Here is a 19,654-nt window from a genome sequence, read left to right as displayed (position 1 = left end):
TAGACTCGGCTGTGCACCACTGAGGAGGAACCGTGCCACCGAGCGACCTGGACAAAATCGCCGCGATCGACGATCCCTATCTGCTGCTCCGGGTCGCCACCGAACGACTCAACGCCGCCCAGCAGGAAGTCACCGAACTGGCCCGGCTCCGACGCCGCGTCATCCAAGAACTCCACGCCCAGGGCATGTCGTATGCGCAGATCGCCGAGAAGGCCGGCCTGTCGCGTGGGCGTATTCACCAGATCCGTCACACCGGCCCCGCCCCCGAAGGCGCGTTCCTCGGCATTGGGTCGGTCACCGTGGTGACCCCGCTGCGGCACGATGCCGCGACCGGCCGCTCCATGGTCGCCCTGGACGACATGCGCGCCGGCAAGCGCCTGGAAGACCTCGCCCGGACCTTCGGTCTGACCGTGGCCACCGACAACGTCACCGTTGATGGGCAGATCGACCTCAACCGCCCGGGGCTGCTCGTCATCTGCGGCCCCCGCATGTCCGAGGCCGTGCGCACCGCGTACGACGCCGACCCAGTCATCCGCTGGGACCGCGACGATATCGGCTGGAAGCTCGTCGACACGCGCACCGGTCTTGACTACCGCTCCGGCTCCCAGCTCGACCCCGCCCAGCCGACCGACTCGGCCTTCCTCGGTCGGTTGCCCCGCCCGGACGGGGAGGGCTCGTTCCTGGCCATCGCCGGTATCCACCCCAACGGCTCCCTCGGCGTCATCCACCTACTCGCCAACGAGATCGCCACCCTGTGGGGGCAGGTCGGCGACCGCCGCTTCTCCTGCGTGGTCGGCGTCGAATACGACCCGCAAACCGGGGAACCAGTGCGGGCGGAACTGGCCAGCCCGCTCTACCGGCACGAGGACACCTGATGCGCGTCGCCTTCGCCAGCGAACCCGCCTACCCCGACCGGCCCAACGAAGACTTCACCGGCGCCACCGCCGACGCCATCGTCCTGCTCGACGGCGCCAGCATCCCCCCAGGTGTCACCTCGGCCTGCTCGCACAGCGTGCGGTGGTACTCCCACACCCTCGGCTCCACCCTGCTCGCCGAGATGGCCCAAAGCGCCGGCCCCCTGCCCGAACTCCTCGCCCAGGGCATCAAGCACGTCACCTCACTGCACGACTTCACCTGCGACCTGACCCACGGCGGCTCCCCCTCCGCCACTGTCATCATGCTCCGCCAGGCCGCCGACCACCTCGATTGGCTCGTCCTCGGAGACTCCACCCTCATCCTCGACACCGGCACACCCGAGCCGGAAGTGATCTGCGACGACCGGCTAGAACAGGTCGCCGCACCCCACCGCGCACGGCTCGACAGCCTCCTCGGCGGCACACCCGAGCATGCCGAAGCCCGCCGCGAGTACGTCGAAACCCTCGGCCAGTACCGCAACCGCGACGGCGGCTTCTGGGTCGCCTCCACCGACCCCCTCGCCGCCGACCACGCCCTCACCGGCACCATCCCCACCGACCAGGTACACGGCGCGGCCCTGCTCACCGACGGAGCCGCCGACGCCATCAGCCGGTACGGCCTCATGACTTGGGCACAGCTCCTCGACGTCCTTACGCAGGACGGACCGGCCGAGCTCATCCGTCAGGTACGCGAAGCCGAGCGCTCCGACCCCCAAGGGAAACGCTGGCCACGCAGCAAGCCCCATGATGATGCGACGACTGCGTACTGCCTCTTCTGACGCCCTAACGACTGCTGCACGGGACTCAGGATCGATTTTCAGATTTGTCGGCGTCTGATGTGATCATGCGCCCATGGCCCATGAAGATGTTGTCCTGCACTACGAGCGGATGCTTGATGCCGCCCAGTACCTTGATGTCGGAACCTCCTGGACAGTCGTTCAGTCGCTTGGTGAACCGATCAGCATCAATGACGTAGCCGCCTTGGTCGCAGGGCCCCACTTCAAGATTGAGGAATCTGAGGTGGAGGGCTTCGGGATGTTCATCGACGAGTCTGGCCCTTCGATCATGCTCCTCGATCTTGAGGGCGGTCTCTTCTCTCCCTACAAGCCCTCCGGCTTGGAGCGACTGAGCCTCGGCGCTCGCGTGTGGCATCTGGAGTGGAATGTCAACGGAAATGGCTCCCTGACCTACGCGGCTGATGGATGTGTGCGTCTCGCCATGCCTGGTCTGGACCCTGGCGAGGTGTACGGGCCAGAACCCCACGCGCTGGACCACCTGCTGCGCAGGCTGCCGCAGCCCTTTACTCGGCTGTCGCATGCGAGCGCGATGGCGCTCGTTACAAGGGATAGCGGGGCGTATCTGGACCTGGAGTGGCTGGACAGCCCGCAATTCAGGGTGATCTTTGCCGGAGAGGAATAGAGCGCCATCGCCGAGGCATCGAATCGCAACTCCTGATCAAGAGCCGTGCTGGGAGACAGACGCGATCACCGTCAATCCCCCTAGACAGTCCTCTCGTGGCTTGCTATTGTCTTCCGCATAGCCCCCCAGACAGTTCTCGTGACGGATCGACCGCCGCCGTCTAGGGGGGTGGACAAGGAGGTGGTGAACGATGGCGCTGCAAGGACCCATCCCGATCAGCTTCGAGCTGCTGTTCCCGCACGGCTGCTACGTCGTCGGCGAGGTTACCGCGGCCAAGGACAAGGCCACCGGCCTGCCGGTCTGGCAGGTCCCGGTGATGGACGCCGACCCCTCGCTCAAAGCCGCGCAGAAGACGGTAACCGTGAAGATCCTGTCGGAGGTTCAGCCGGTCGTCCCGCCGTCGCTGCCCGGGGTGCCGCTGGCCCCGGCCGAGTTCGACGGGTTGGAGGTCAAGCCGTACGTGCACCAGTGAGGACGGCACGCCGTACCGGCTCAAGGTCCACGGCACTCACGTCCTCATCGCGGGCGCGACCGGGGCCGGCAAAGGCTCGTGGCTGTGGTCGACCATCCGCAGCCTCCTCCCCGCTATGCGGGCGGGCCTGGTCCAGGTCTGGGCGCTCGATCCCAAGCGGATGGAACTGTCCTTCGGGCGGGCGATGTTCGGCACGAGGTACGCGGCCGATCCAAAAGAGTGCGCCGACCTGCTCGACGAGGCCGTGTGCGTGATGCAGGAGCGGGCCGACCGGTTCGCCGGCCTCCAGCGCTCACACACACCGACCGTCGATGACCCGTTCGTCCTGGTGCTCGTCGACGAGGTGGCGTTCCTGACCGCGTACCAGTCGGGTAAGGGCCTTCGCCAGCGGATCACGGCGGCCCTGGCCACGCTCACTACACAGGGCCGGGCGGTCGGCGTCGGGGTCATGGCCGCGCTACAGGACCCCCGCAAGGAGGTCATGAACATCCGCAACCTGTTCCCCGACAAAATCGCCCTCCGTCTCGACGAGTCGGAACAGGTGGACATGGTCCTCAGCGACGGCGCACGCGACCGGGGCGCACTCGCCGACCACATCTCACCCGTCCCCGAGCTGGGCGCGGGCGTCGGCTACGTCCGTCTCGAAACCTCGCCCGATCCCATCCGGGTCCGGGCGGCCTACGTCTCCGACGTCGACATTCGGCAGATGGTCGCCGAGTACGGCATCGAGGGAGACCGCTGATGTTTCCTTCACTCGCCCTCATTGACGAACCGGTGCAGACGGAAGCACGTGTGTTCGTCAGGCTGCACATCGGCCGACTCAACCTGATACCGGCCCGGAGCGATGTCGATGCTGAGCGCCTCTGCTCCGAAGCCGTCTTGCCTGGGTTGATCGAGAGTTACATCGGCTCCCGGCAGAGCTGCATCCAGGAGAACCAGTGGGCCGGAGATCTCAAAGATCGGCCCCGTTTCCCAGCGAGCATCCGTCACCGTCCCCAGCGCCCGAATGACGTCGACTCCAGGATCGGCGTACATCCACTGCACGAACGTGTCCATTTCAGGCAGGAAAGCAGTTGCGGCCGGCTCGTCTCCGAAGATGAGCGCCTGGGCGTCTCCGCCGAACGGAATCACGTCGACAAAGTCGACGGCGCAGGCGCGTTCGTAATCCCCCTCGTAGCCGGTCCACTCGCCCACCGAACTCGTCTCTATGAGGGCCAAAGGCCCTCCGACCGATTCCGCCCAAATCATCCTTGTGAGTCTCCCCGGCCGTCGTGCGCAGATGAGATCACGTGCCAGCGAGGACGACAAGTACGGCGGATGGTCGGCATGACTGGCCTAGCGCACTTCCTCGACGGCCTGCGCTGCTCCATCTGCGGCGCGCTCAACGTCCTGTGGCTCGACCCCCTCCGCGGCCTGGTCGAGTGCCACGAATGCGACCAGACCGCCCTCACCATCCCCGAGACCGCAGAGGAGGACAGTTGATCGATCTCACCGACGCCCACCAGGCCGGGGGAGACCAGCCGATCTCCCCCGCTCGCCTCAACGACCGGTCCACTCCCCGCGCCGTGCGGATGGCTCAACCGCTCGGGCGGGACGTGGTCGAGGAGATCGCCAAGCAGCACGGCGTGTGTATCCGGCCGGTTCCGCTTCGGCGGCAGGACATCCTCACCCGGCAGGTTGAGGTGATCGACGTGCCCTGCGGTGCCACTTTGGAGAGCAAGTGCCCGCCGTGTGCCAAGCGCAACCGGCAACTCCGTAGGGCGCAGTGCCGGGAGGGCTGGCACCTCGACCACAAACCCGTGAACCTCCCGGACAACGCCGACGTGGACGCGCCGGTCGCGGCCGATCCTGATCTGGAGCCGCTGACGCGGAACGAGGCGCGCAAGATCCTGGAGGCGGCCAAGTCTCGCCGGAACGCGGCCCGTTGGTCGGTGGCCCTTGCCCTCGGCATCCGCCAGGGCGAAGCGCTCGGCCTCCGGTGGTCCTTCGTCGACCTGCAGACCGGCGTGATCAAAGCCTGGTACCAGGCGCAGCGGTCACCGTGGAAGCACGGCTGCGATGACCCCCACGAGTGCGGCAAGGAGTGGCACCGTTGGCCGTGCAAGCCGCGGTGCAGGGTCCACAAGCACGATCCCGACTGTCCACTAGGCTGCACGAAGCGCGGCCATGTCTGCCCGACCCGTACATGCGCGAAGGACTGCACCGGCCACGCCGACCGGTGCCCGAAGCGTACGGGCGGCGGCATCGTCTTTCGGCAACGCAAGGGCCGGAGTCGGCTGACCCTCCAATGCCCACCCGAGCTGCTTCCGATCCTCCGCGAGCACAAGAAGCGCCAGGATGCCGAACGCGCGGGGCCGGTGAACTCTGGGAAGATCACGAGCTGCTCTTCCCGACCAGGCGGGGCCGGCCGATGGGGCGCAGCGAGGACTACAAGATGTGGAAGGCGCTCCTGAAGCAGGCCGGGGTCAGGGAAGCCCGCCTCCACGACGCCCGCCACACCGCCGGGACGCTTCTCGTCGAGCAGGGCGTCCACATCCGCGTCGTGCAAGAGATCCTCGGCCACGCGCGGGTGACGACCACTGAGCGTTACACCCACATCGCCAGTCCCCAGGTGAAGGACGCCAGCGAGCGCATGGGGGCTGCCCTGTGGGGCGAAGACTGAAAGCAACTGCAACTAGAGGCCCTGTGGAGATCAAAAAGCCCCCCTCGCCGAAGACCGGCGAGAGGGGCTTTGAACTGCGGAGGCTCGGGGATTTGAACCCCGGATGGGCTTAAGACCCAAACCGCATTAGCAGTGCGGCGCCATAGACCTGACTAGGCGAAGCCTCCTGGTAGCGCGTTGCTCAGCACAGCGTACCGGCGATCGTCCAAGGCGGCAAAGCGGATTGCCGAGTGCCGCACTGGATCACACCGAGGATCCACGCTGCGGGGCGTTTGGATCGATGCACAGCCCTTGTCCACAAGATGTGGACAAGGGCTGTGCACACAGTGTGGATAACCCGCCTCAGCGTCGGCACAGGCTACGCCTGGCGGACGGCCTCGCCCTCGATCTCGATCTTGACCTTCTTGCCGACGAGGACGCCACCGGTCTCCAGGGCCTGGTTCCAGGTCAGACCGTACTCCTCGCGGTCGATCTCGGTCTCCGCGCCGAACCCGAAGATCTCCTGGCCCCACGGGTTGTTGGCTGCGCCGTTGAACTCGACCTTGAGCTTGACCTCCTTGGTCACGTCGCGGACCGTGAGGTCGCCGACGAGCGTGAACTCGTTGCCCGACAGGTCGGTCACCCGCTTGCTGCGGAAGGTGATCTCGGGGAACTTGTCGGCGCCCAGGAAGTCGTCGCTCCGCAGGTGGCCGTCGCGGTCGGCCGCACCGGTCTCGATCGTGCCCGCCTTGATGACGACGTCCACGCTGGACTCGAGCGGGTTCTCGGCGATGACGATCTTGCCCTCGTAGTCGGCGAAGTGGCCGCGGACCTTGCTGACCATCATGTGCTTGACGACGAAGCCGACGCGCGTGTGGGCCTTGTCGAGCGCGAACTCGCCGGCCGTCGGGACCTTCAGGCCCTCCCACTCACGGATGCTCATGGCTGCTCCCCAGATTGTTGCTGTGCGGATGTCTCACTAAGCAAATGTCTACCCGAGAAATATTCCTCGCGTCAACTATCGTGCCGTAGACTTGGGTCATGGACCCATTCGACGACCCCCGGCTCACGGCGATGGGCCTGTTCGCGGAGGTCTACACCGGGCTGTCGAGCAAGACCAGCCCGACACTGGCCGCCGCCGGACTCTCCGAGGTCGACTTCGAGACCCTGATCCGCCTTGCCCGTTCGCCCGAACGACGGCTGCGGATGAGCGACCTCGCCGCCCAGACGTCGCTGTCCACGAGCGGGATCACCCGCGTGGTCGACCGTCTGGAACGCGACGGGCTCGTCGAGCGGCACGCCTGCGCCAGCGACCGCCGCGCCTCTTACGCCGTGCTGAGCGAGGCGGGGGCGGAACGGTTGCGGGCGGTGCTCCCCCAGCACGTCGAGGACATCGAGACCTGGTTCACCGGGCTGCTGACCGAAAACCAGCTCGCCGATTTCCTGCAGGCGCTGCGCGTGATCCGCGACGTCGTACGGCCCTGCGCGACCGCAGGCATACGGGAGGTGAGCAGGGCACCTCGGGCGAAGACGGGCTGAGCCCGCCGGAATCGGGATTAGAGGGAACTGACCGGACGGACTGGCGTAAACGATCGATTTCTGGTGGACTCCGTAATTCAGGAAACGGCTCCACGACAGCCGACGCAGTCCCCCGTACCCGAGCCCATGGAGCGCCCGTGCGTTTCCCCTCACACGCACTCGCCGTCCTCGCCACCGCGGTCCTCGCGGTTCCCGTCGCCGCTTCCACCTCCGCGTTCGCCGCGGCCGCGGCCTCACCCAGCCCGAGCCCGAGCCCGAGCCCGACGCCCACACAGACGCAGACGCCCGCCGCGACGAGCCCGAGCCCGCAGCCGGTGGTCACCGTCACCAAGACGATCACCCCCAAGGCCACCCCCAAGACGACGAAGACCACGACGGCCAAGACGACGCGACCGAAGTCCGTGCCGAAGGACGCCGTCCAGGTGACCGTCAAGAAGGTCCTGGACGGCGACACGGCCGATGTCGTCACCGAGAGCGGCAGGACCGTTCGGATCGGCCTGCTGGAGGCGGACGCCCCCGCCAAGGGCGCCTGCTGGTCCGAGGAGGCGTTCGCCCGGTTGATGACCTTGCTCCCGCCAGGCAAGCCGGCCTACGTCCGGGCCGCCGAGCAGGTGCCCGAGCAGGGGCGCATCCTGATCTACCTGTGGTCGCCCACGGGCGTCTACGTCAACGGCGACATGGTCAGGAGCGGCCTGGCCCAGACCGTGAACTCCTTCCCCGAGCGCAGCTACACCGATTGGCAGTACTGGGAGCAGGTGCGCGCACAGACCGACAAGCTGGGATTGTGGTCGGGCTGCTGGGCGGCCGACACGTACGACAAGCGTGAGAGCGTCAAGGTCCCGTCCGGGACCGGCGCCGCGACTCCGGCGCCGATCGAGCCGGCGGACGCGTCCCCGGCCCCGCCCGGCACGACGTACTCTCTCGAGCCCATTCCGCAGGGGGCCACTCCCGGCTCGGTCGCCACCGTGCGGCCCTCCCCGAGCCCCACGCCCAGCCCGGCCCCGAGCCCCAGTGCTTCGAACGGGTCGCTCGACCCCAAGTACGACACCTGTGAGGACGCGAACGCCAACGGCTACGGCCCGTACTACCGCGGGACCGACCCCGAGTACGTGTGGTACGAGGACCGCGACAACGACGGCGTGGTCTGCGAGAGGTGACAGTCAGTTGACCCTCTTGCGGGCGTCGGGCACGACCAGGTCGCCGCGCAGCTTGGCCATGCCGCGCGAGACCGAGCTCTTGACCGTGCCCACGCTGATCCCGAGGGTCCTGGCGATCTCGGGCTCGGTCATGTCCTCGTAGTAGCGCAGCACGATCGCCGTACGCTGCCGGGCGGGGAGACGGTCGAGCGCCTGCTCCAGCTCGTCGTACCGGTGCCGCGCGTCCTGCTGCACCGGTATGTCGGGAATCTCCTCGGAGGGGTATTCCTCCAGCTTGCGCCGCCGCCACCAGGAGATGTTGATGTTCACCATCGCCCTCCGCACGTAGCCGTCGAGAGACGACCGGTCGCGGATGCGGTCCCACGCGAGGTACGTACGCGCGAGGGCGGTCTGCAGGAGGTCCTCGGCGTCGCTGGGGTTGCCGGTCAACTGGTTGGCCACACGGAGCAGGGCCGCCCCGCGAGACTGGACGTACGTGCGGAACTCCTCATGGTTCACGATCAGGGATCACCAACCCGGCCAGAGAGGCATCTCGTGCCAGAATCGCAGCCGCGCCCCTGGATCCGGCTGAACCGAAATCCAGGTTTCGCACCCGCCTGGGCAAAGAGCGGGCAAGCCGGGTGGCGGCCCGTCACGCGTGCCGTACGTCCTGTCGGGCAGTGGTTTGCCCGAAACAGGTGGCAACGCCTTGCACCGGGAGGAGGAATATTGATCCCGGACGCCACCATCGCCGGGAAAACCGCCTCTCCATCCCCGTCCGGCATGTGAGGCTGGAGAGCGTGGAAGGGGCGATGCCGTACCGGGCCGGAGAGCGCAGGCGGAAGCTGGCGGCGGCGGTTCTCGGCCGCGATCCCGGGCCCGCGCCGCGGTCGCGGGAGGAGACGGAGCCGTTCGACGTGGTCAGCGGCGACCTCCTCGACGTGAGCCCGCACCTGATCATCCTCGAGACCGCCGACGGCGAGCAGCGGCGCCTGGTGATCGCGCCGTGGGCGACCGCGTGGCGCGGGGGCACGGTGGCGCCCGCCGATCTGCCGGCCGGAGCCCGGGTCGTCGTCCGGGCGCTGCGCGGCGGCACGGTCGCCGAGCGCATCTGGGCCGACATCACCCGGATCACCGGCGTCATCCAGGAGGTCAGCGGGCGGCGTGACCTCACCGTCGAGCTCGACTGCGGTCCCCATCGCCGGGAACGCTCCATCGTCGTGCCCTACCGCTCCTCCGGGCGGATCCGGGTGCGGCATCCCAAGCTGGAGCCGGGCTACCTGTTCGACGCGATCGGGCTGCTCGACCAGGGCACGTCGTTCGCGCATCTGCCCGCGACCTCGCAGCCGCCCTACCGGGCCACGGCCGTGCCCCCGCCCACGGTGACGTACGGAGGAAGCGAGGCGGGCATCTCGGGCACGGCGGTGTGGGCGGACCTCACTGACCTCAGGGACCTCACGGACCTCGCGGAGGAGGGCATCACGGAGGGCGTCGCCTATCCCATGCTCGAACGCGAGGACACCGGCTGCGGCGACGCCGGCGTCTCCTGCGCCGGCCTGCCGTACCTGGCGCTGGGCTCGCTGCTGCGCGTACGCAACGTGTGCGACGGCCGGGCGGACGCGCTGCCGATCGTCGCGTGCGGGTGCCTCGCGGGGCGGTTCTGCGACCGATGCCTGGAATGCGGCACGTCCCCGCGCGGCAGGATCGTGGAACTGGCCGCGTGCTCGTACGTCGCGCTCGGTGGAGACTTGACCAAGGGCTGCTTCAATGCCCGCGTCGGATTGGGGTGACCGGTGCTTTCGATCATCGCGGCTGCCGCGCTGCCGATCCTCGTGGTGACGCTGGCGCTGGGCGGCGTCGCCAAGCTGGCCACGGTCGGGCGCGAGGCGTCGCCGGGCGCGCTGGCCCGGCTCGGCCCGGCGGTGCTCATGCCCGAGCGCTTCGCCAGGCCCGCCACGATCGCCTGCGCCCTGGTCGAGTTCGCGCTGGCAGCCGATCTGCTGGTCGTGGGTCACCCGGTCGCCCGGTGGCTGCCGGTCGCGTTCTTCGCCATGGCGACGTACGTCCTGTGGGACCTGCGCAGGCGGCGGCCGGACGCGGGGTGCGGCTGCTTCGGAGACGTGAGCGACACCCCGGTCGGGCTGCGGTCGATCGGCCGGGCCGCGGCGCTGACCGCGATGGCGGCTCTCGTCGCGGCCGCGGGCGTCATGGGACTGCCTCATGTCACCGCGGAGACGGCGCCCTGGATCGGCGGAGGGGTCGCCCTGCTGCTCGCCTGCTCGCCCGAGATCGACGGGGTCGTCTCCCGCCTGCGTCACCGGGCGCCGTGCGAGCAGCGGCCCATGCCGCCCGGACGGGCACTGTCGCGCCTGCGGACCAGCGGGGAGTGGCGGGCCCATGCGGGGTCGCTGCTGGCGGACGAGCCGTCCGACATGTGGCGTGAACTGTGCTGGCGCTTCTTCGTCTTCCCCGCCCAGGGCGACGCGGAGGTCGTGTTCGCCGTGCATCTCGGCGGCCGGCGTCCCGCCGTACGCGCCGTCGTGGTCGGCGCCGACGGCCAGGTGGCCGCGCCCGACGATCGCGGCGATGCCTATCTGCGGGAATCTACGCCTGTATCGGCCTGACGCTATACAAGCGTAGATTCCCGCATCGAGGACTTTCACTTCAACTCTCTACGGCTCTCTAGCTTCCCCTCTAGAAAGCCGTAGAGAGGTCGATGGGCGCGCCGCTCACAGCGGCTGCGCGCGGAGGAACCTCCCGAAATGCGGAACGGTGAACCCGATCACGCCGCGCTCGGCGCTGTAGATCAGGCCCTTCTTGATCAGGCTGTCGCGGGCCGGGGACAGGCTCGACGGCTTGCGGCCCAGCGCCTCGGCCACCTCGGCGGTCGGCACCGGGTCGTCGCCGAGCTGGGCCATGGCGTGCATGTAGTCCCGCTCGGCGGGGGTGGCCCGCTCGTATCGGCTGCCGAAGAAGCCCACCGCGAGCTCCTCCTCGGCCTCCGGGGCGGACACCTTGATGTCCTCGGCCGTGATCGGACTGCGCGGGGCGAGATCCCAGGCGACCTTGCCGTACGCCTGGACGAAGTAGGGGTAGCCGTCGGCCGCCTCGTACAACGCGTCGAGCGCGTCGGCGGTGAACTCGACGTCCTCGCGAGCGGCCGGGGCGATGAGCGCCAGATCGGCGGCGTCCCGGTCGAGCCGGTCGATGCGCGCGTATCGGAACAGCCGCTCGGAGTAGCTCTTGCTCGCCGACAGCACGCTCGGCAGATGGGGCAGGCCGGCGCCGACGACGATCAGCGGGCCGCCGTTCTGCGACAGCTCGTGGCAGGCCGCGCACAGGGCCGAGACGTCCGGCGCCTGCACGTCCTGCATCTCGTCGATGAACAGCGCGATGCCGACGCCGAGGTCCGTCGCCACGCCCGCGGCGTCGACGAACAACTCGGTCAGGTCGATCTCCAGGTCGCCGGAGTCGGCCCGGCCGCGCGCGGCGGGCACGTCGATGCCGGGCGACCAGTGTGAGGTGCCCTTCGCCGCGGCGGGATCGCGCATCGCGAACGCCTTGAGCACGCCGAGGAACTCCTCGATGCGCTCGGGAGCGCGGTGCCGGGGGGCCAGCTCCCTGATGGCCATGTGCAGCGCGGCGGCCACCGGGCGGCGGATCGACTGGTCGGGCCTGGCCTCGATCTTGCCGGTGCCCCACAGCCGCTGCATGGCCATGGACTTGAACGTGTTGAGCAGGACGGTCTTGCCCACGCCACGCAGGCCGGTGAGGACCATGCTCCGCTCCGGGCGGCCCCGGGCCACCCGCTCCAGCACGATCTCGAACTGCTGCAGTTCGCGGTCGCGTCCGGCGAGTTCCGGGGGGCGCTGGCCGGCGCCGGGGGCGTAGGGATTGCGCACGGGGTCCACGCTCTCGGACTTTATGACGGGATATAGCGGCCGTCGTAGATTTCCGTAGAGAGCGCTACGGCGTGTCGCCCGGCGCGGCCGCGGCACGCACCGCCCGGCGGTGGGCGGAGCCTGAACCGGGACGACCGGGACGACAGCGGGCGGAGCCGGGGAGGGCACGACCGGATCGAAGGCCACGGGAACGGCGAGGGTCGAGACGGGGGCGGCGGACACCGTGGGCACAGCCATCACACACCCCTTACCTGCCAGGACTCGACCGAACCCGTGTTCGATCCGATGGCCATGACTGTAGCGCGTCATCGAACACCTGCGCGAGCTTTCCGCGAAAGCACCGTCAAACGCCGTCGTTCACCGGCTCCCCAGACCTCGCACCGACCCCCGCGGGGCTAAGACTCAAGGGCGGCGAAGTCCTCCGGCGTCAGCCGGATCCGTCCCGCCCCCATGTTCTCCTCCAGATGGTCGAGGGACCCCGTGCCGGGGATCGCGAGCGCCGCGGGCGAGGTCGCCAGCAGCCACGCGAGCGCGATCTGTGCGGCGGTGGCCCCGTGGCGCCGCATCACCGCCGCCAGGCGCGCCTGGTCGATGGGCCGCCACCCGCCGCCGAGCGGGAAGAACGGCACGAACGCGATGCCGTCCTTCTCGCACCGGGCCAGGAGCTCGGTGTCGCCCCGGTCCTGCACGTGGAAACTGTTCTGCACGGCGGCCACCGGGGCGATCGCCAGCGCCTCGTCCAACTGGGCGGCGTCGACGTTGCTGACGCCCAGATGCCGGATCAGCCCCTCCTCGCGAAGCTCGGCGAGGACCGCGAACCTGTCGGAGATCGATGCGCCGCCCGGGGGGTGCATGCCGCCGACCCGCAGGTAGACGAGGTCGAGCCGCTCCACGCCGAGGGTGCGCAGGTTGTCCTCCACCAGCCCGCGCAGCTCGGCCGGGCCGGCCTCGCCGCCCGGCACGCCGGTCTCGTCGAGCAGGGGGCCGACCTTGGTCGCGATCACCAGGTCGTCCCCGTACGGTGCGAGCGCCCGGCGGATCAGGTCGTTGGCCGCCACGCCCCCTCTCCGGTAGAACCAGGCCGTGTCGATGTGGTCCACGCCGAGCTCGACGGCGCGGCGCAGCACGGCGACACCCGTCTCCGGATCGCGGACGGCGCCCAGGAAGGTGCCGGTCGGCAGCCGCATGGCCCCGAAGCCCAGCCGGTGAACGGGAAGGTCGCCGCCGAGGAGGAACGTGCCGCCGAGCGCGGCGTTCGTGTTCGTCGTCATACCCGTCAGCCTCGTGCGGCCGAGGACGACGGCCAACGCGGTGGCAGCAAGCTGCCACGTCCGGCGGGGTCATAATGAGTGGGTGACAGCCGATAAGGTCATCACGGTCCGCGGCGATGCGGAGCTCGTGGCCCGTGCCGGTCATCTGTTCGCCGGTGCCCGGCACGAGTTCGTGTGCGCGGCCCGCGACCTCGACACGTGGTCGCAGCCCGAGGCGCGGCGGTCCGTGGCCCGGCGGATGCCCGGCCCCGGCGCCTCCGGCTTGGCCGTCAAGAAGCTGTTCACCCCGGTCGCCCTCGCCGACGAGGCCGCGCGGGCGCACCTGCGCGAGGTCTTGACCACCGGCGTCGAGGTGCGCATCAGCTCCACACCGCTGCCGCACGAGACGATCGTCATCGACCGCCGCGTGATGATCCTCGCGGGACGCGACGCGCCCGGCCCCCGCGAGTACACCGTGGCCACCTCACCCACCCTGGTGAACGGCGTGTACTCCCTGTTCGCGGCCGCCTGGGACGCCGCCACCGAGCTGACCGCCTACCTGCGCGGCGACGCGCCGAACCTCGACGACGACAGCCGGGCCGTCCTGCGCGCGCTCGGTGCGGGCTACACCGACGAGACCGCGGCGCGGCATCTCGGCCTGTCGTTGCGTACCTACCGCAGGCGTGTCGCGGAGCTCATGGACGCGCTGGAGGCCGGCTCACGCTTCCAGGCCGGACTGCGCGCGGGCGAACTCGGGCTCACGGGATAGCGGCGACCCCGACCCTCGACCCCGCCGACAGTGCGACGATCAGTGCCAGGGGCCGATGTGGAGAGAGGGGCACCGATGGCTTATCCGGAGCGGCGGCGCCTGGCACGTGTCGCCGCCTATGCCGAGGTGTCCACCGCGCTCGCCCTGATGAGCGACCACCGGCTTGCCGCGCTCTTACTGGAGGCCACCCCGCTGGGCACCGGCATCGGCGGGACGTCGGCCGTCCTGGACGTCGAGGGCGCACGGATCTTCGTCAAGCTGATCCCTCTGACCGACCTCGAACTTCACCCCGGCAACCGCATGTCCACCCGGAACGTGTTCGGGCTGCCGGGCTTCTACCAGTACGGCGTGGGGTCGGCGGGGTTCGGGGCCTGGCGTGAACTGGCCGTCCATCAGATGGCGACCAACTGGGTCCTGGCCGGCGAGTTCGCCGGCTTCCCGTTGGCGTACCACTGGCGGGTGCTGCCCGCTCCTGCCCCTCCTACCGGACTGTTCTCGGAGTTCGGCGGCCTGGAGGGCGCCGTGGCGCACTGGGACGGCGTACCAGCCGTCCGAAGGCGTCTGGAGGCGCTTGAACGCTCCACCATGAGCATCGCCGTCTTCCTGGAGCACATCCCGCACACCTTGGGCTCCTGGCTCGCCGACAAGGAGGTCTCGGCGTTCCCCCGAGTGGAGAGGGAACTGGCCGAGGGTGTCGCCTTCATGAGGAGCCGGCGCCTGATCCACTTCGACGTGCACTTCCGCAACGTCCTCACCGACGGAGACCACCTCTACTTCTCCGACTTCGGTCTCGCGCTCAGCTCCCGTTTCGAGCTCTCCGCCTCGGAGTCGGACTTCCACCTCACGCATCGGGACTACGACCACGACTACGTCATGGCCCACCTGGTGAACCAGCACCTCGCCGAGCGGGTTCGCGGTGGCGCGGACCGGCGGCGCTTCGTCCGGGGCTGGGCCGACGGCGACAGGCGTTCCGGCGTCGCCGCCTCCGCCGCCGTGATCCTCGACAGGCATGCGGGAACGGCAGCGGTGATGGACGATTTCCATCGACGCCTCTGTGAGAGCAAACAGGCGCGCTATCCGGCGGAGGAGTTCGGCCACATTCGGTGCGGGGCCGATCCCGGCTCCTGATGACGCTCTTGCTCCGCATCCTGGTGTTACCAGCGCTCGTGGTCGGAACGCCTAACGCAGCGTGTGCGGGAGCACGAGGGCCGCGGCGGCGACCAGGGTGATCAGTCCCAGGTAGGCGAGGACGAGCCGGGTGTCCCTGAGATAGCACTTGCTCCTGGTGAGCCCCGCGCGGCGGGCCCGCCAGTATCCGGCGAACCCGAGGGCCGCGAACCCGAGCACGGCCCACGCCCCGAACAGCCAGGCGAGCAGCGCCACCGTCGCGTAGACGCACAGCTTCAGCGGATCGTACGGCTTGGCCTGCCCGCCGTCGGACGCCTGGGCCGCGAGGGCCTGCTCGTACGCGACGCCGGTCGGGCCTGTCTCCCCGTCGCCGGGCTCCCCGTGCGGGAGGCTCACGTGATCTCCAGCAGCGGGAGCCGTACGCCGGCGTCGGCCGCGGCGACGGCGGACAGCCGCTGACGCGCGAGCGCGGGCCAGGCCTGCACCGCGCAGAACGGCGCGCACTGGTCCTGGTCTGAGCGGGTGCCGACGTGGACGCAGCACTGCACCAGGCGCTCCTCCAGCATCGTGGACATGTCCATGAAGGGCTTGATCGTGATGCGTACCACCCTCTCGCCCAGCAGCCGCCGCAGCCGCCGCTTGCGCCCCGGCAGGGCCGAGGACGCGAGCGTCAGCAGGGTCGTCAGCCCGAGGTCGCAGTTCTCGCAGATGTCGCGCCAGACCTTGCCGATCTCGGGGTGGGACAGCGACGACTGCTCCGACAGCAGGCCGAGCAGCGACTCCTGCACGGCTATGCGGAGCTGGTGGGGGATCTCGGAGTCGGCGATGCGGTTGGAGACGAGCCCGAGGTTCTCCTTGAGGCGGTCGTGCCCGATCAACGCGGTCAGCGAGCGCCACTGGCCGGAGTCGTCCTTGATCATGTAGCCGACCGAGCAGCAGTGCGGATGCGAGCACGGCAGGGCGGTCAGGTCGCGCCAGGTGACCAGGCCGTCCGTCTGGGGGCCGAGGCGCTTGAGCACCCCGGTGTGGGTGAGCCGGTCCATCGGGTCGATCGCATTCGAGCGCCCCGAGCCGAACTGCGGCTGGATCGAGACCCCTCCGACGTACGGCGTGTCGAGGGCCAGGCGCACCACGTCGCCGATCTCGCCGTCGTTCACTCCGAGGGCGGCCGTCATGACCAGCGTCGTGAAGATCTCCCGCTCCGAGAGCCGCCGCAGCGCCTCCGCCTTGAGCCGCCGCAGGTCGCCACCCCGGTGGTGCCGGGACGCCTCGGCCGACAGGCCGTCGTACTGCAGGTAGACCTCGACGCGCTCGCGGTGCTCGGTGAGCAGGTCGAGCAGGGCGTCGTCCCGGGCCACCAGGAGGCCGTTCGTGTTGATCAGGATGCGGGTGACGGGCCGGGCCGTCAGCTCGGCGAGCAACTCGGGCAGATCGGGGTGGAGGGTCGGCTCGCCGCCGCTGAGCATGAGCACGTCGAGACGGCCGTTCTCGCGGGCCAGGCGCTGGTCCACGTTGGCGAGCACCTCCCGGACCGGCACGATCCCCCGCAGATCGGGCGAGGAGTCGGTGAAGCAGGTCGGGCAGCGCAGGTTGCACGCCTCCGCCACGTCCTCAAGGAGGATGCACGTGTGCTGGGTCTGCATCTCCGGCAGCCCCCGCAGGTACGCCTCCGGGACCGGATCGAAGTTCCCCGCGACGTCGGGCAGATGCGCCTTGGTGGGGGCGGTCCACTCCTCCAGGTAGGCGAGGATCTCCGGGTCCTCGTCGTAGAGCGTCCTGACCATGCCGTGGGTGCGGCAGCCGCGCTCCAGGTAGACCCGGCCGTCGCGGGCCGCGAGCCAGCCGGACAGGCGCGGCACCTCCGCCAGCGGACGGTCCGGCCGCTCGTCGTGGCAGCGGGGGCAGAACGCGTTGACGTAGCGGAGGATGCGATCTCCACGCAGGGGCATTCCCGCGGTCACAGGGCACCGTCCGTGTAGAGCGAGGGGTTGACGCCGGTGCAGAAGCCGGCGGTGAAAATCGTCATGAGCGCCCAGCCGATCATCAGACCCATCCCCAGCCCCCGCGACCAGGGCTTACGGAGAAGGATCAGCAGCGTTCCGCCGCCGAACGCGATCACGGCCAGGATCACGGATCCACCGATGAGCGCGACGTTCTTGTGATCGCTCGCGACTCCGTCGGCCGCCGCGAGGGTCGCGAGGAAGAGCACGAAGTTGACGACCACGTAGGCCACGATCCCCACGATCGTCATCGCGATGACCACGCCGGTCGTGTTCGGGGGCGGGGGCGGCGGCCACGCGCGCGGGCCACCCGGGCCGTACGGCCCGCCGGGACCGGGCCCGTACGGCCCGCCCGGGCCCTGAGGGGGTGGCCCACCCGGGCCCTGAGACGGCGGTCCGGCCGGACCTTGAGACGGCGGCGGGTCGGCCGGGCCGTACGGCGCGCCGGGAGGCGGCGGCACGGGCGGATGGCCGGGGGGATCGCCCGGCTGCGGGTCGTGCGGCCGCTCGGGCGGCTCGGGGGGTGTGCTCATCTCTCCTCCTCGCCGGCAGGCGACAGCCGGGCGGCCGGTAACAGCGGTCGCCGCTCGCCCCGCCGGGGGAGCAGCCGATCGTAGAAACCCTTGCGATATCCGAGCCCGAGGCGGACGGCGAGGAGCGTGAGCCCCGGGACGAGGAACCACTGCGGGCGGGTCAGGTCGAGCCAGACCGTCTCGTTCGCCCTGGTGAACTCGACGAGGAACCGGAAGACGGCATACGCGCCCAGATACAGGGTGAACAGCTCGCCCGGCCGGTCGACACGGCTCCGCGCCCACAGCAACGCGCCGAAGGCGGCGAGCTGGAAGACGGTCTCGTACAGGTACGACGGGTGCATGGCCTGCCCGGACACGCAGCCGGGGCACTCAGGAACGGTGGCGGGCGCGTGGACGCCCCAGGGAAGGCTGGTGGGACGGCCGGGGGCCTCGGTGAGGAAGCAGCCGATGCGGCCGACGGCCATGCCGAGCGCGACGGCGGGCGCGAACAGGTCGCCGGTCCGCTCCCGGTAGCCGATCAGCCGTTTCGCCACCAGCACCCCGACGTACGCGCCGGTCAGGCCACCGAGGATGCTCCGGGCGCCGAACATCCACGCCTCGAGAAGGCCGGGGTTGAGCGCGGGGTCGAGATGCTCGGCCCAGCCGGACAGCCGCATGCCTATCGCCCCGCCGACCAGCGCGCCGGTGACGGCGACGAGCGACTCCTCCCGCAAAGCCCCCCGGCGCCGCGCCTCAAGGACGAACACCACGCTCGCGAGGATCACGCCGAGACCCACGAAGAACGCGTGGGTCGGCACGGTCACCCCGCCGAAACGCAGTTGCTCAAGCACGACGCCACCCTAGCGGCGGACCGCGACGATTCCGATCGTCAATTTGTACGGCTTGCGCCCCTTTCCTACGGCGATTCCGGCCAACCGCCCGGGGGCTTTGTCCACAGGAGTCCCGCTGTCCACAGGAGCGTGCGCGACCGCCTGCGCACGCCTCGGCCACGGGTAATCTGCGCCTATGACCACCTTGTGGAACCGCAGGTCAGCGGTAGTGATGGCGGCGCTCGTCGGGGTGACCGGCTGCGCCGGGGTCGGCGACGCCGGCGCGTCCGCCACCGCCCGGACCCGGGTGTCGGTGCCCGCACCGGCGTCACCGGCACCGGGCTCGTCCACGCCTGCCGCTCCCTCCGCCGGGCCGACCTCCTCCGCGTCCGCCACCCCGTCGTCCGTCACGCCCTCGTCCGCGCCGGTCTCGCCCGCTCCCGGGAACGGGCCCACGCCGAGCCCAAGCGGGCCGCCTCCCTTCTCCGCGAAGATCGACAAGGTGTCCCGTGACGACGTCCGGCACTCCTGGCGTCCGGGCTGCCCGGTTCCGCTGAGCGGGCTGCGTAAGATCACCATGACCTACTGGGGCTTCGACGACCAGGCGCACACCGGCACACTCGTGGTCAACAAGAAGGTGGCCGAGGACATGGCCTCCGTCTTCGGGAAGCTCTACGACATGCGCTACCCCATCCGCCGGATGGAGCCCGTCGACGTCTACAAGGGCAGCGACAACGACTCCATCGACGCCGACAACACCTCGGCCTTCAACTGCCGCAACGCCACCGGCTCGGGCAGCTGGTCCAACCACGCGTACGGCCTGGCGGTGGACCTCAATCCGCGGGAGAACCCGTACGTCTACGCGAACGGTTCCAACGCCCACCGCAACGCGGACGCGTTCGTGGACCGGCCGCTCAAGAAGCCCGGCGTGATCAACAGCGGAGACCGCGTGGTGCGGGCCTTCCAGCAGATCGGCTGGGGTTGGGGCGGCTCCTGGTCGGGCGCCAAGGACTACCAGCACTTCTCCGTCAACGGCCGCTGAGACCAGTGCCGATATCGCGGACAGGCCTCTGACCTGCGATTCGGCCCCTTGTCGTTTCTCGACGTTTCCGGGCGTTTCGCGCCTTCCTGTGCCTCCGTTG

General features: G+C 69.7%; 24 protein-coding genes and 1 tRNA gene. 15 read left to right on the top strand and 10 right to left on the bottom strand.

Features of this window, described 5'->3' with window-relative positions:
• The first annotated feature begins 32 nt into the window (after positions 1-32).
• From FH610_RS08470 to FH610_RS08450, 5 genes are all read left to right on the top strand, one after another.
• Positions 33-875, top strand: a complete 843-nt coding sequence (locus FH610_RS08470; protein WP_240808842.1) for a sigma factor-like helix-turn-helix DNA-binding protein — start codon at positions 33-35, stop codon at positions 873-875.
• On the top strand, positions 875-1,693 hold the full coding sequence (locus tag FH610_RS08465; RefSeq protein WP_139573741.1) for an integrase: 819 nt from the start codon (positions 875-877) through the stop codon (positions 1,691-1,693). The genes FH610_RS08470 and FH610_RS08465 overlap by 1 nt, the downstream gene beginning before the upstream one ends.
• A 73-nt stretch (positions 1,694-1,766) precedes the next feature.
• Positions 1,767-2,333, top strand: coding sequence for a hypothetical protein (locus tag FH610_RS08460; RefSeq protein ID WP_139573740.1), 567 nt, complete (start codon positions 1,767-1,769; stop codon positions 2,331-2,333).
• A gap of 190 nt (positions 2,334-2,523) precedes the next feature.
• A complete protein-coding gene (locus FH610_RS08455) occupies positions 2,524-2,805 on the top strand; it encodes a hypothetical protein (RefSeq protein ID WP_205825634.1) in 282 nt (93 codons plus the stop codon).
• A gap of 46 nt (positions 2,806-2,851) precedes the next feature.
• Positions 2,852-3,547, top strand: a complete 696-nt coding sequence (locus FH610_RS08450) for an FtsK/SpoIIIE domain-containing protein (RefSeq protein ID WP_420813672.1) — start codon at positions 2,852-2,854, stop codon at positions 3,545-3,547.
• Between the two features lie 8 nt (positions 3,548-3,555).
• On the opposite strand, the gene FH610_RS08445 is transcribed toward FH610_RS08450, so the two are convergent.
• Positions 3,556-4,053: an Imm21 family immunity protein gene (locus FH610_RS08445; protein ID WP_139573739.1), complete on the bottom strand. Its 498-nt coding sequence runs from the start codon at positions 4,051-4,053 to the stop codon at positions 3,556-3,558.
• 78 nt (positions 4,054-4,131) lie between these two features.
• On the opposite strand from FH610_RS08445, the gene FH610_RS42785 reads away from it, so the two are divergent.
• From FH610_RS42785 to FH610_RS08435, 3 genes are read left to right on the top strand one after another with little or no spacing between them, the layout of a single operon-like run.
• Positions 4,132-4,287: a hypothetical protein gene (locus FH610_RS42785; RefSeq protein WP_161627947.1), complete on the top strand. Its 156-nt coding sequence runs from the start codon at positions 4,132-4,134 to the stop codon at positions 4,285-4,287.
• Positions 4,284-5,258 (top strand): replication initiator, encoded by a 975-nt coding sequence (locus tag FH610_RS45445; RefSeq protein WP_338104523.1) that lies wholly within the window; start codon positions 4,284-4,286, stop codon positions 5,256-5,258. The genes FH610_RS42785 and FH610_RS45445 overlap by 4 nt, the downstream gene beginning before the upstream one ends.
• On the top strand, positions 5,216-5,467 hold the full coding sequence (locus tag FH610_RS08435) for a tyrosine-type recombinase/integrase (RefSeq protein WP_240808840.1): 252 nt from the start codon (positions 5,216-5,218) through the stop codon (positions 5,465-5,467). The genes FH610_RS45445 and FH610_RS08435 overlap by 43 nt, the downstream gene beginning before the upstream one ends.
• Before the next feature lie 77 nt (positions 5,468-5,544).
• On the opposite strand, the gene FH610_RS08430 is transcribed toward FH610_RS08435, so the two are convergent.
• A tRNA-Ser gene (locus FH610_RS08430) sits at positions 5,545-5,634 on the bottom strand.
• A gap of 191 nt (positions 5,635-5,825) precedes the next feature.
• A complete protein-coding gene (locus tag FH610_RS08425; protein WP_041952791.1) occupies positions 5,826-6,389 on the bottom strand; it encodes a YceI family protein in 564 nt (187 codons plus the stop codon).
• A gap of 98 nt (positions 6,390-6,487) precedes the next feature.
• Between FH610_RS08425 and FH610_RS08420 the strand changes: the two genes are divergently transcribed.
• Entirely contained in the window at positions 6,488-6,985 is a 498-nt protein-coding gene (locus FH610_RS08420) for a MarR family winged helix-turn-helix transcriptional regulator (protein ID WP_139573737.1), read from the top strand.
• 137 nt (positions 6,986-7,122) lie between these two features.
• Complete coding sequence (locus FH610_RS08415; RefSeq protein WP_139573736.1) at positions 7,123-8,142, top strand: thermonuclease family protein; 1,020 nt, start codon at positions 7,123-7,125, stop codon at positions 8,140-8,142.
• A gap of 3 nt (positions 8,143-8,145) precedes the next feature.
• Here FH610_RS08415 and FH610_RS08410 read toward each other — a convergent pair whose 3' ends face one another.
• Complete coding sequence (locus tag FH610_RS08410) at positions 8,146-8,646, bottom strand: SigE family RNA polymerase sigma factor (RefSeq protein WP_139573735.1); 501 nt, start codon at positions 8,644-8,646, stop codon at positions 8,146-8,148.
• 275 nt (positions 8,647-8,921) lie between these two features.
• Between FH610_RS08410 and FH610_RS08405 the strand changes: the two genes are divergently transcribed.
• Together FH610_RS08405 and FH610_RS08400 are read left to right on the top strand one after the other, a co-directional pair.
• Positions 8,922-9,911: a hypothetical protein gene (locus tag FH610_RS08405; RefSeq protein WP_240808839.1), complete on the top strand. Its 990-nt coding sequence runs from the start codon at positions 8,922-8,924 to the stop codon at positions 9,909-9,911.
• 3 nt (positions 9,912-9,914) lie between these two features.
• Positions 9,915-10,745 carry a MauE/DoxX family redox-associated membrane protein gene (locus tag FH610_RS08400; protein ID WP_139573734.1) on the top strand — a complete coding sequence of 277 codons (831 nt, stop codon included), beginning with the start codon at positions 9,915-9,917 and terminating at the stop codon, positions 10,743-10,745.
• Positions 10,746-10,850: 105 nt separating this feature from the next.
• On the opposite strand, the gene FH610_RS08395 is transcribed toward FH610_RS08400, so the two are convergent.
• A complete protein-coding gene (locus FH610_RS08395) occupies positions 10,851-12,032 on the bottom strand; it encodes an ATP-binding protein (protein WP_041952796.1) in 1,182 nt (393 codons plus the stop codon).
• Between the two features lie 386 nt (positions 12,033-12,418).
• On the bottom strand, positions 12,419-13,294 hold the full coding sequence (locus FH610_RS08390; protein WP_139573733.1) for an oxidoreductase: 876 nt from the start codon (positions 13,292-13,294) through the stop codon (positions 12,419-12,421).
• 82 nt (positions 13,295-13,376) lie between these two features.
• Between FH610_RS08390 and FH610_RS08385 the strand changes: the two genes are divergently transcribed.
• Together FH610_RS08385 and FH610_RS08380 are read left to right on the top strand one after the other, a co-directional pair.
• Positions 13,377-14,042, top strand: coding sequence for a helix-turn-helix transcriptional regulator (locus FH610_RS08385; protein WP_139573732.1), 666 nt, complete (start codon positions 13,377-13,379; stop codon positions 14,040-14,042).
• 75 nt (positions 14,043-14,117) lie between these two features.
• Positions 14,118-15,170 (top strand): BUD32 family EKC/KEOPS complex subunit, encoded by a 1,053-nt coding sequence (locus FH610_RS08380; RefSeq protein ID WP_139573731.1) that lies wholly within the window; start codon positions 14,118-14,120, stop codon positions 15,168-15,170.
• A 51-nt stretch (positions 15,171-15,221) separates the two neighbouring features.
• Here the strand turns inward: FH610_RS08380 and FH610_RS08375 are convergent, their stop codons facing one another.
• Genes FH610_RS08375 through FH610_RS08360 form a run of 4 tightly spaced genes read right to left on the bottom strand, consistent with a single transcriptional unit; the run spans position 15,222 to position 18,533 of the window.
• Positions 15,222-15,566 (bottom strand): hypothetical protein, encoded by a 345-nt coding sequence (locus FH610_RS08375; RefSeq protein ID WP_240808838.1) that lies wholly within the window; start codon positions 15,564-15,566, stop codon positions 15,222-15,224.
• Positions 15,563-17,131 (bottom strand): radical SAM protein, encoded by a 1,569-nt coding sequence (locus FH610_RS08370; RefSeq protein ID WP_139573730.1) that lies wholly within the window; start codon positions 17,129-17,131, stop codon positions 15,563-15,565. The genes FH610_RS08375 and FH610_RS08370 overlap by 4 nt, the downstream gene beginning before the upstream one ends.
• Positions 17,128-17,703, bottom strand: a complete 576-nt coding sequence (locus FH610_RS45110; RefSeq protein WP_205825633.1) for a hypothetical protein — start codon at positions 17,701-17,703, stop codon at positions 17,128-17,130. Before FH610_RS45110 ends, FH610_RS08370 begins: the two co-directional genes overlap by 4 nt.
• On the bottom strand, positions 17,700-18,533 hold the full coding sequence (locus FH610_RS08360; protein ID WP_139573728.1) for a prolipoprotein diacylglyceryl transferase: 834 nt from the start codon (positions 18,531-18,533) through the stop codon (positions 17,700-17,702). Before FH610_RS08360 ends, FH610_RS45110 begins: the two co-directional genes overlap by 4 nt.
• Before the next feature lie 175 nt (positions 18,534-18,708).
• On the opposite strand from FH610_RS08360, the gene FH610_RS08355 reads away from it, so the two are divergent.
• The gene (locus FH610_RS08355; RefSeq protein WP_240808837.1) at positions 18,709-19,554 is read left to right on the top strand and encodes a M15 family metallopeptidase; all 846 of its coding nucleotides are present in this window, start codon (positions 18,709-18,711) and stop codon (positions 19,552-19,554) included.
• The last annotated feature ends 100 nt before the right edge of the window (positions 19,555-19,654 follow it).

The sequence above is a fragment of the Microbispora catharanthi genome (assembly GCF_006334915.2).
Classification (GTDB): Bacteria; Actinomycetota; Actinomycetes; order Streptosporangiales; family Streptosporangiaceae; genus Microbispora; species Microbispora catharanthi.
This window is presented reverse-complemented; position numbering and strand designations above follow the sequence as displayed.

Coding starts and splice junctions, on each gene's coding strand:
- FH610_RS08465 (WP_139573741.1), top strand. CDS start 875: ATGCGCGTCGCCTTCGCCAGCGAACCCGCCTACCCCGACCGGCCCAAC.
- FH610_RS08460 (WP_139573740.1), top strand. CDS start 1,767: ATGGCCCATGAAGATGTTGTCCTGCACTACGAGCGGATGCTTGATGCC.
- FH610_RS08455 (WP_205825634.1), top strand. CDS start 2,524: ATGGCGCTGCAAGGACCCATCCCGATCAGCTTCGAGCTGCTGTTCCCG.
- FH610_RS08445 (WP_139573739.1), bottom strand. CDS start 4,053: ATGATTTGGGCGGAATCGGTCGGAGGGCCTTTGGCCCTCATAGAGACG.
- FH610_RS42785 (WP_161627947.1), top strand. CDS start 4,132: ATGACTGGCCTAGCGCACTTCCTCGACGGCCTGCGCTGCTCCATCTGC.
- FH610_RS08435 (WP_240808840.1), top strand. CDS start 5,216: ATGGGGCGCAGCGAGGACTACAAGATGTGGAAGGCGCTCCTGAAGCAG.
- FH610_RS08425 (WP_041952791.1), bottom strand. CDS start 6,389: ATGAGCATCCGTGAGTGGGAGGGCCTGAAGGTCCCGACGGCCGGCGAG.
- FH610_RS08420 (WP_139573737.1), top strand. CDS start 6,488: ATGGACCCATTCGACGACCCCCGGCTCACGGCGATGGGCCTGTTCGCG.
- FH610_RS08390 (WP_139573733.1), bottom strand. CDS start 13,294: ATGACGACGAACACGAACGCCGCGCTCGGCGGCACGTTCCTCCTCGGC.
- FH610_RS08380 (WP_139573731.1), top strand. CDS start 14,118: ATGGCTTATCCGGAGCGGCGGCGCCTGGCACGTGTCGCCGCCTATGCC.
- FH610_RS45110 (WP_205825633.1), bottom strand. CDS start 17,703: ATGAGCACACCCCCCGAGCCGCCCGAGCGGCCGCACGACCCGCAGCCG.
- FH610_RS08355 (WP_240808837.1), top strand. CDS start 18,709: ATGACCACCTTGTGGAACCGCAGGTCAGCGGTAGTGATGGCGGCGCTC.